Annotated in this window: 10 protein-coding genes; 5 read left to right on the top strand and 5 right to left on the bottom strand. The window is 74.5% G+C overall.

All coding sequences use genetic code 11. The annotated features are described in order from the left end of the window. Together ABD671_RS18995 and ABD671_RS19000 are read right to left on the bottom strand one after the other, a co-directional pair. A partial coding sequence (locus ABD671_RS18995) for a hypothetical protein (protein WP_344735039.1) occupies window positions 1-801 on the bottom strand: 801 nt, incomplete at its 3' end. Window positions 802-994: 193 nt separating this feature from the next. Then, window positions 995-1,357, bottom strand: coding sequence for a DsrE family protein (locus ABD671_RS19000; protein ID WP_344735040.1), 363 nt, complete (start codon window positions 1,355-1,357; stop codon window positions 995-997). Window positions 1,358-1,401: 44 nt separating this feature from the next. Between ABD671_RS19000 and ABD671_RS19005 the strand changes: the two genes are divergently transcribed. The 3 genes from ABD671_RS19005 to ygfZ are packed head-to-tail and all read left to right on the top strand — an operon-like array spanning window position 1,402 to window position 3,279. Then, window positions 1,402-1,896, top strand: coding sequence for a heme-binding beta-barrel domain-containing protein (locus tag ABD671_RS19005; RefSeq protein ID WP_344735041.1), 495 nt, complete (start codon window positions 1,402-1,404; stop codon window positions 1,894-1,896). A 19-nt stretch (window positions 1,897-1,915) separates the two neighbouring features. Then, the gene (locus tag ABD671_RS19010) at window positions 1,916-2,338 is read left to right on the top strand and encodes a Fur family transcriptional regulator (protein ID WP_344735042.1); all 423 of its coding nucleotides are present in this window, start codon (window positions 1,916-1,918) and stop codon (window positions 2,336-2,338) included. Next, on the top strand, window positions 2,335-3,279 hold the full coding sequence (gene ygfZ / locus ABD671_RS19015) for a CAF17-like 4Fe-4S cluster assembly/insertion protein YgfZ (protein ID WP_344735043.1): 945 nt from the start codon (window positions 2,335-2,337) through the stop codon (window positions 3,277-3,279). Before ABD671_RS19010 ends, ygfZ begins: the two co-directional genes overlap by 4 nt. 111 nt (window positions 3,280-3,390) lie before the next feature. On the opposite strand, the gene mshD is transcribed toward ygfZ, so the two are convergent. Both mshD and ABD671_RS19025 read right to left on the bottom strand, forming a co-directional pair. Beyond that, the gene (mshD, locus tag ABD671_RS19020) at window positions 3,391-4,248 is read right to left on the bottom strand and encodes a mycothiol synthase (protein ID WP_344735047.1); all 858 of its coding nucleotides are present in this window, start codon (window positions 4,246-4,248) and stop codon (window positions 3,391-3,393) included. Continuing rightward, complete coding sequence (locus ABD671_RS19025; protein WP_344735044.1) at window positions 4,245-5,006, bottom strand: response regulator transcription factor; 762 nt, start codon at window positions 5,004-5,006, stop codon at window positions 4,245-4,247. The genes mshD and ABD671_RS19025 overlap by 4 nt, the downstream gene beginning before the upstream one ends. A 111-nt stretch (window positions 5,007-5,117) precedes the next feature. On the opposite strand from ABD671_RS19025, the gene ABD671_RS19030 reads away from it, so the two are divergent. Together ABD671_RS19030 and ABD671_RS19035 are read left to right on the top strand one after the other, a co-directional pair. Further along, complete coding sequence (locus tag ABD671_RS19030) at window positions 5,118-5,393, top strand: MoaD/ThiS family protein (RefSeq protein WP_344735045.1); 276 nt, start codon at window positions 5,118-5,120, stop codon at window positions 5,391-5,393. 63 nt (window positions 5,394-5,456) lie between these two features. Further along, the gene (locus ABD671_RS19035) at window positions 5,457-5,942 is read left to right on the top strand and encodes a thioredoxin family protein (RefSeq protein ID WP_344735046.1); all 486 of its coding nucleotides are present in this window, start codon (window positions 5,457-5,459) and stop codon (window positions 5,940-5,942) included. A gap of 134 nt (window positions 5,943-6,076) precedes the next feature. Here the strand turns inward: ABD671_RS19035 and ABD671_RS19040 are convergent. After that, window positions 6,077-7,662: hypothetical protein (locus ABD671_RS19040; protein ID WP_425574938.1), on the bottom strand; the 1,586-nt coding region annotated here is incomplete at its 5' end.

Below are 7,662 nucleotides of genomic sequence, written 5' to 3' on the forward strand. Positions count from 1 at the left end.
GCGGGCGGCGTGCTCGGCGGCCGCCCGGGCGTCGGCGGCGGCAGCGGCGAGGGCGTGGGCCTCCTGGGCGGCTCGCTCGGCGTGGGCGCGGCCCTCGATCTCGGTGGCGAGCTCGCTCATGGCGTGCTCGGCGCGCTGTTCGGCGGCCAACCGCGCCTCCGCGGCCGCGATCGCGCGGTCGGCCAGGTCGGCGGCGGCCTGCTCGGCGGCGAGCCGGGCCTCCTCGGCGGCTGTGGCGGCGGCCAGCGCGGTGGTGGCGGCCTCCTCGGCCTCCAGCCGGGCGGCGGTCTGGTCGGCGAGGGCGCGCTCGGCGACCTCCCGCAGCCGCTCGGCGTCGACCGTGGTGCGGGCCGCCTCGGCGTGGGCCCGGACGGCGCGTTCGGCCTCGGCGGTGGCCTCCTGGAGCGCCGCGGTGTGGGCGGCGGTGAGCTCGGCGAGGGCCTGCTCGGCGGCGGCGCGTGCCTCGTGGGCCTCGGCGGCGAGCCGGGCGTGCTCGGCAGCGGCGCGGTCGGCCTCGGCGCGGGCCTCGGCGGCGTCCCGGGCGGCCTCCTCGGCGACGAGCCGCTCGGCGGCCTGCTCGGAGGCGGCGGTCTCGGCGAGGGTGCGCAGATGGGCGACCCGCTCGGCCTTCTCCAGCTCGTCGTGCAGGCGGATCTGGAGCTGCTCCAGCGTGGGTCCGGGCGGCGGCGCGGGCACCACCGGTTCGGGCGCGACCGGTGCCGCCGGCTCCTCGGGCACAGCCGGGTCGGACCGGCGTCGCCAGAACCGTCCGGACGCGTCGGAGGGATCGCCACCGCTCATGAGCGGGAGCCTAGAGGGAACGCCGGGTCGGTGGTGGTCGGGTGGGGAGGGGGCACGGCAGTTTCCCCGGCCGACCGGGGAAACCTGCCGTTTCCGGCCCCGATCAGGCCGATTCCGGGCAGTTCCGCCTGTCCGCTGGTGCTGCTGTGGTCAGCGGGACGCCGAGGGCGCCCCGGACGCCGTCCGAGCACCCTCAGTAGACGAGCGCCTGGACGCCGTCGGCGAGGATCTCCTCGGCGAACACCGCCGCCCCCGCCACCCGGACGCCGGGGCGCACGGCGTCGGCCTCGATGCCGCGCCGCATCGCGCACTGGGTGCACACCGTCACCCGCCCGCCGTCCAGGACGACGCCGAGGAGGTCCTCCACGCTGCCGGCGTGGGCCAGCCCCAGGTCGGGGCCGCGGCCCGCGACGGCGTACCAGGCGGCCTCGCCGGTCAGCCACAGCGAGACCTCGGCGCCGGCGGCCACGGCGGCGGCCGCGACGGTGAAGGCCTGGTTGGCGCGTTCGGGATCGTCCTGGGCGCAGGTGACCTTGAGGACCAGGGGACGCGGCATGGGGCCACCCTAGGACGCCGTGCCGCGCCGATAGGCTGGCGGGCATGGCGTTCGAGATCCCCTCCAACCTCCATCCCCAGTGCGCGCCGGTGGCGTGGCTCCTCGGCACCTGGGCGGGCAACGGGCACGGCGACTACCCGACGATCGACGCCTTCCAGTTCGGCCAGGAGCTGGTCTTCCAGCAGGACGGCCGTCCGTTCCTGCACTACTTCGCCCGCTCGTGGATCGTCGACGAGAACGGCGAGACCGTGCGCGAGGCCGCCCAGGAGACCGGGTTCCTGCGCTGCCTGCCCGACGGCCAGCTGGAGATGGTGCTCAGCCACAACACCGGGGTCACCGAGATCTGGTACGGCGTCGCGGAGGGCGGCAAGATCGAGCTGCGCACCGCCGGCGTCGGCTTCACCCAGACCGCCAAGGAGGTCGCCGGCGGGCACCGCCTCTACGGCAACGTCGAGGGCGACCTGCTCTACGCCTACGACATGGAGGCGGTCGGCCAGGAGCTGCAGCCGCACCTGTGGGCGCGCCTGCAGCGGCAGTGATCAGGACGCCGGGAACGCCATGACCGATGAGTTGCGCGAGCGGCTGCGCGGCAGCGGCTACCGCCTGACCCCGCAGCGCGAGCTCATCCTCAAGGCCGTCCAGCGCTTGGGGCACGCGACGCCCGACGAGGTCTTCGCGGAGGTGCGCACGGCGTCGTCCGCGGTGAACCTCTCCACGATCTACCGCACGCTGGAGGTGCTCGAGGAGCTCGGCCTGATCCGGCACGCGCACCTCTCCGACCGGGCGCCGACCTACCACGCGGTCACCGATCACGAGCACTTCCACCTGGTGTGCCGGAATTGTCAGCGGGTGGTCTCCGTTGACACCGACGCGGCCCGCGACTTCGCCGCCCTGCTGCGCGAGCGGTTCGACTTCGAGGCCGACCTGCCGCACCTCACCGTCTTCGGCACCTGCTGCCACCCCGAGGAGGAGTCCCCGTGACCCGCACCAGCCCGCTGCTCGACCTGCCCGGCGCGGTCGCCGGCGACGGCATCGACGCCGCGGTCGCCGCGCACTACGGCTCGTTCAACACCGAGCAGCGCCACCTGGAATCGGGTGCCGGGTTCGTCGATCTCTCCCACCGCGACGTCGTCCGCATCGAGGGCCCCGACCGGCTCACCTGGCTGCACGCGCTGACGACCCAGCACCTGCTCGAGCTCGCACCGGGGGAGTGGACCCAGGCGCTGATCCTCGACCCGCACGGGCACGTGGAGCACGCGTTCACGGGGGTGGACGACGGCACCGCGTTCGTCGCGCACACCGAGCCGGGTGCGGCAGCGGCTCTGCTGGGCTTCCTCGAGCGGATGGTCTTCATGAGCCGCGTCGACCTCGCCGACGTCAGCGACGACCTCGCGGTCATGTGGCGGCCGGCGGCCGGCGGTCTGGGCTTCGAGTTCGTGCCGCGCGGCGATCTGGCCGCCTACGCCGCCGCTGCCGAACCGGCCTGCGGACTGTGGGCCTACGAGGCGCTGCGCATCGCCCGCGGCGAGCCGCGGCTGGGGCTCGACACCGACGAGCGCACGATCCCCAACGAGGTCGGCTGGATCGGCCCGGCCGTGCACCTCGACAAGGGCTGCTACCGCGGTCAGGAGACTGTGGCCCGCGTGCACACCCTCGGCCGTCCGCCGCGCCGCCTCACCCTGCTGCACCTCGACGGCACCGAGAACCGCCTCCCGCCCGTCGGGTCGCCGCTGTTCGCAGGGGAGAAGCAGATCGGCTTCGTCGGCACCTCCGCCCGCCACCACGAACTCGGCCCGATCGCCCTGGCGATGGTCAAGCGCAACGTCCCGCTCGACGCCGTCCTGAGCGTCGACGGCATGCCCGCCGCCCAGGAGGTCGTGGTCGATCCGGAGGTCGGGTTGCACGTGCGGCCGCTGCGGTAGCCGGCTGCAGGTTTCCCCGGTCAGCCGGGGAAACCTGATGTTGATGGGCGAAGCTTCGCCCCACAACATCAGGTTTCGCCCCTCAAGTGCGCCCCCAGCGCCCGGTCGCCGTCAGCCGCGGGCGTCCCGTACGTACTGCACGTGGGTGTCGGCCTCGGCGTGGGTGAAGCCGAGCTTGCGGTAGACCGCCACGGCGGGGTCGTTGTCGGACTCCACGTAGAGCAGCACCTCCCGCGCCCCGCCGTCGGCGAGGTGGTGCAGTCCGGCGAGGGTCAGCAGCTGGCCGAGGCCGTGTCCCTGGGCGGCCGGGTCGACGCCGACGACGTAGACCTCGCCGAGCTCGGCGGAGTGCCGCTTGGTCCAGTGGAAGCCGACGAGTCCGGGGCGATCGGCGATCTCGGCGACGAGCAGGCCGACGGGGTCGAACCACGGCTGGGACATCCGCTCGGCGAGGTTCGCCTCGTCCATCGCGCCCTGTTCGGGGTGGTGGGCGAAGGCGGCGGCGTTGACGCGCAGCACCTCCGCGGCGTCCTCGGGCCGGTACGAGCGCACCGACACTCCCGACGGCAGCACCAGCGCGGGCAGCCCGTCGGCGGTGCGCAGCCGCATCACCCACAGCGACCGCGCGGCCGCGAAGCCCCCACGCTCGGCCAGCCGGCGCGCGGCGGGATGGTCGGCGTGCGACCACGCCGCCTGCACCGACGGGACGGCGTCCAGGGCCTGCGCGAGCAGCCGGGCACCATGGCCCCGGCCCCGCGCATCGGGGTGGACGACGAGGGTCAGCTCGTCGTCGGCGACGAGCGCGAGCCCGTGCTCGTCGGCCTCGATCCAGAGGTGATCGGGGTGGTGGCGCAGCCGCAGCCAGGTGGCCTCGTCGAGCGGCGCGTTGCCATCGACGGCCTCAGCCGCGTCCGCGAGAGCGCGGACGCGGCTGAGCAGAGTGCCGTCGGATGCGGGGACGGGGATCAGGCCTCCTGGAGCAGGACCCGGTCGGACTCCGCGTCGGTGTCGTCGGAGAGGCGGGCGTCGTTCTCGGCGGCCTTCTCCTTGGCGGGGAGCACGAAGCGGTAGCCGACGTTGCGCACGGTGCCGATGAGGGTCTCGTGCTCGGGGCCGAGCTTCGCGCGCAGCCGACGCACGTGGACGTCGACGGTGCGGGTGCCGCCGAAGTAGTCGTAGCCCCAGACCTCCTGGAGCAGCTGCTGGCGGGAGAAGACCCGGCCGGGGTGCTGGGCGAGGAACTTCAGCAGCTCGAACTCCTTGAAGGTGAGGTCGAGCGGGCGGCCGCCGATCTTGGCGGTGTAGGTGGCGTCGTCGACGACGACCTCGCCGGAGCGGATGACGTGGGCCTCGGGGTCGGCGGCCTCGCGACGGGCGAGGAGTCGGCCGATGGCCAGCTTGATGCGGGCCTCGAGCTCGGCGGGTCCGCAGGTGTGCAGGACGACGTCGTCCATGCCCCAGTCGTGGCTGACGACGGCCAGGCCGCCCTCGGTGACGATGAGCAGCACGGGCACGTCGGTGCCGGTGGTGCGGATGAGCCGGCACAGGTCGCGTGCGTGGGCGAGGTCCTGGCGTCCGTCGACCAGCAGGAGGTCGGAATCGGGGGCCTCGAGCAGCGCCGAACCCTCAGCAGGCAGGATCTTCACGTGGTGGCCCAGCAGCGCGAGGCCGGGCAGCACCTCCGCGGACGGCTGCAGGGCGCTGGTCAGCAGGAGCAGAGTGCTCATGGGTGGTCTCCTCCCGGTCGGGATGGGGACCGAAACGCAACGCTGGGCTCCGGTCTGGTGCTCTTGTCGGAACACTAGGAAACATCAGGGTCACTTTGGAAGGTTCCAAACGTGTTTGAGACCGAAATCATCACGGTTCGTTACTGGGCCGCAGCCAAGGCGGCGGCCGGCGTCGCCGAGGACGCCGTGCCCGTCGACGGTCCGGTGACCCTGCGCGAGCTGGTGGACGCCGTCCGCCTGCTGCACCCCGATCAGCGGTTCGCCGACGTGGTGGCGGTGTGCTCGACCCTGGTGGGGGAGCAGCCGGTCGGCTCGCGCGACCCGACGCAGGTGCGGGTCGAGCCCGGGCAGACGGTGGAGTTCCTGCCGCCGTTCGCCGGTGGCTGAGCGGGCCGGATCTGAGCGGGCCGGCGGCGGAATGTCGAGCGCGTCGCTACGGTTGGCAGCCTCATGACCGGACTCGTGATCGCCCTCGCCGCCGTCGTCCTCGCCCTGGGGTTCGGCGGCTACCGCGCGGTCACCGACGGACGCTTCCGCGGCACCCACCGGGTGCGCGGCACCGAGCAGGCCGGTGACGACCGGGCGCAGGCCGGGGTCGAGGGTGCGGAGGCCGTCACGGCCTGGTCGCACGTGGCCTCCTCGGTCGGCGACGCCGTGCTGGGCGAGCGCGCCACCCTCGTGCAGTTCTCCTCCGCCTTCTGCGCCCCCTGCCGGGCCGCGCGGCGCACGCTCTCCGACGTCGCGGCCGCGGTGCCGGGCGTGGTGCACCTCGAGATCGACGCCGAGCACCACCTCGAGCTGGTGCGCGCCGTCGACGTCCTGCGCACCCCGACCACGCTCGTGCTCGACGCCGCCGGCCGCGAGGTCACCCGCGCCAGCGGTGCGCCGACGCGCGAGGCGGTGCTGAACGCACTGAGCCTCGCCGTCGGGGACTGACGGCGAGGCTCGAGAGGCGGTGGCCGAAGGGCCGCGCGTCCGATAGTCGGAGCCACTTCTCAGGGAAAACTGTCACTTATCGGCTGAAGTTTTCCCTGAGAAGCGAGGGAGTCACCGGTGCACCGGTGAATTTGTCAGAGCTGCGGACGCCAGGCCCGCACAGCCGCGCTGAACTCCCGGCCGTCGACCATCGAGGCGTCGATGACGAACGGCGGCAGGCTGCGGCGCACGAAGTGCAGCTTCCAGTTCCGATCGCCTGGGGTGCCGTGCTCCTCGAGGCGGGTGTGCTCGGAGGTGAGGTCGAAGCTGCGCTTGGAGTCGCGGTCGGTGACGTAGACCGTGCCGGCGTCGATCCACACCTTGCGGCGCCGCTCGCGCAGCTGGGCCACGCCCATCGCGCTGAGCACGGCCACGGCCAGCAGCGCGATGCCGGGCAGCGTGACCAGCGACCCCTGGAACGCGGTGTAGACGACCAGGCCGAACGACACGACGAGCACGAGCGCGAGCAGCGGCACCCGCAGGTCGCGCGGGGTCTCGAAGACCTGCACGCTCCCGGCCGGGCCGGCCGGGCCGGCCGAGGCGGTCGTCGCGGCCGGGGCCGACACGGCCTGGGTGGACGGCGTCCGCTGCGGCAGGACGGCGCTCACCTGCTCGCGCGGCTCGGCGGCGGCCACCGAGGCGACCGGCGCGATCGCCACGGGCTCGACGACCGGTTCGATCGCGGGCTCGAGAACCGGCTCGGGCTCGATCGCCGCCTCCGGCTCGGCGAAGGCCTCCGGCTCGGCGACCGGCTCGTCCTCGCTCCAGGGCGCGTCGAGAGCATCGGAGCCGCTCGGCTCCACGCTCTCCTCGACGCCCGGTGCGGGCTCCTCGATCCGTTCGTCAGTGGTCTCCTCCGGCGCCCAGGGCGCTGGGTCGTCCTCCCGGTCGGTCGAGCCGGACGACGGCCGCGCGGCCGACGGGCTCGTGGCGCGCGGGGCGCCGGTCGAGATGCGGGGAGCCTCGAGGTAGGCCGAGGTGGAGCCGTAGCCGACCTGCGGCAGCGACTCGCGGCGACGCCAGCGGCCGCCCCGGTCGTTGCGCTCCTCCAGCAGCATGCGCTGGGTGCGCTCGAGGGCGATGGCGAGCTCGGCGGCGCGCTGCTCGGCGTCGGCGCGGGCCCGGGCGGCCTGCTCGGCGAGCTGGGTGGCCTGGAGGATCGAGCGGTCGACGGCCTCGCGCTCGGCGGCGCGGCGGTTGGCGGCGTTCTCGGCGACCATCCGGGCCTCGATGGCCTGGGTGGCGGCGTCAGCGGCCACGCGGGCGCGCTCCTCGGCCTCGGTGCGCAGCTTGTTGGCCTTGAGCGCCTCCTCCACCTGGGCGCGGACGGCGTTCTCGGCGGCCAGGCGGCCCTCGATCGCGGCGTTGGCGCGCTCGATGGCGTCGCGGGCGGCCCGGTCGGCCTCGGCACGGGCGGTGGCGGCCTCGCGGGCCCGGTCGGAGGCGGCCGCGGCGGCCTCCTCGGCGGAGCGGCGGGCGTCGTAGGCCGACTTGAGGCTGGCGGCGAGCTCGCCGGCCATGCGGTGGGCCGAGGTGGTGGCCTCCTGGGCCTCGAGAGCGAGACGGGCCTGCTCCTCGGCGGCGCGCTCGGCGGCCTCGCGGGCCAGCTGCGCCTCCTCGGCGGAGCGCGCGGCCGCGGCGGCGGCGTCCTCGGCGGTGATGCGGGCGTCGTGGGCGCGGG

It is taken from the genome of Nocardioides fonticola (assembly GCF_039536805.1).
Taxonomy (GTDB): Bacteria; Actinomycetota; Actinomycetes; order Propionibacteriales; family Nocardioidaceae; genus Nocardioides; species Nocardioides fonticola.